The organism is Geodermatophilus sp. YIM 151500 (assembly GCF_025716945.1).
Taxonomy (GTDB): domain Bacteria; phylum Actinomycetota; class Actinomycetes; order Mycobacteriales; family Geodermatophilaceae; genus YIM-151500.
Map to the genome: position 1 here is coordinate 1 of NZ_JAOVZT010000036.1, position 1,437 is coordinate 1,437.

Sequence of the window (1,437 nt, forward strand, 5' to 3'; positions counted from 1 at the left end):
CGACGAGCTGTCGAAGATGGCCGCCGACCTGCGGACCACGGTGGGCAGGTTCAGCTACTGAGAGGACCCCGTCCTGCCCGCCCGTCGAAGGCTCGGGGCGGAGCCCGGGACGGGGCCGTTCCAGCACCTCGCCCCCGCGGGGCACCCGCGGACTCCCCCGGCCGGGCCGGGTGGGACCTTCCCCGGTTCCCACCCGGCCCGGACCCGTTCCTGGACATCCTCCGCCATTCCGCCATTCCGCCATTCCGCCGGACACGGCGGAAACCATCACCGTCCCGGACCGGAACGGCCGGACCGCCACCATTCGGCCGGGCCGAAAATCACCGCCATCCGGACGGATATAGGCCGACGCATCACCTTGTCGACAACTGCGAGCCGGTCGTCGATGTATTTCCAGGGGAACGCGCGACACGCGGTTAAGCCCGATGCTCCCTGGTCGCGGGATACGCCATATTCGACGAGGCCGCGGAGCGAGCTGGAGAAAGCTCAAGGCCGGGGCAACCCGGAATCGAGCACCGTTCCCCCATCGCCCGCCCGATCGGCCTCATTCTCCATCCCGTGCACGGCTGCACCCTCATCCACAGGAGACACGGATGTCCCCCAGCACGACCACCCGGCGCCGCGGAGGCTGGTTCGCCGGCCGCCCGGTCGGTGTCAAGATCGGTGCCGCGGTCGGCCTGCTGGCCGTCGTGGTGCTCGGCACCAACGCGCTCGCCGTCCAGCGCATCTCCGAGATGCGGAACCACCAGGCGACCATCTACGAGGAGAACCTCCTCCCGCTGAACTCCCTGGCCGAGGTGCAGCGCGCCCACGCGGCTCACCGGGTGCGCACCCTGGAGTACGCGGTCTCGACGCCGGAGCGCCGCATCGAGCTCAAGGAGCAGATGGAGGAGAAGAACGCCGACCTCGCGGCCGGCCTCGAGGCCTACGAGCCCTACATCACCGCTCCGGAGGCCATGGAGACCTTCCTGGCCACCCGCGAGGAGTTCCTCGGTCTGGTGGAGACCGAGCTCTTCCCCGCGGCCGACACCGGTGACCTGGTCGGCTTCGCCCAGGTGCAGTCCGAACAGCTCCAGCCGCTGCTGCAGGTCATCGCCGACGAGCTCGAGGCCGAGGGCGTCGCCCAGTCGGCCCAGGCCGATGCGCGCAACGCGGAAGCCGCCGCCGAGGCGGATGGGGCGATCACCCTGCTGGTGGCCACCGCGCTCAGCGCCGTCGCCGTCGCGATCGCGCTCACCGCGCTGATCGTCCGGCGCATCACGCGGACGGTTCGTTCCGTGCAGCGTTCCGCCGAGGCCATGGCCGCGGGCGACCTGACGGTGCCCACGGGCGTGGACAGCCCCGACGAGCTGGGCCGCATGGCCGCCGCGATCGATGCCGCCCAGGGGTCGTTGCGTGAGGTGTTGAGCTCGGTGGTGTCCTCGGCGGATGCGGTGG

The 1,437-nt window shown here is 71.0% G+C and carries 1 protein-coding gene; it reads left to right on the forward strand.

From position 1 onward, the window contains the following. Nucleotides 1-593: 593 nt before the first annotated feature. The coding region (locus tag OF117_RS22020; RefSeq protein WP_263554999.1) for a HAMP domain-containing protein at nt 594-1,437 on the forward strand (844 nt) is incomplete at its 3' end.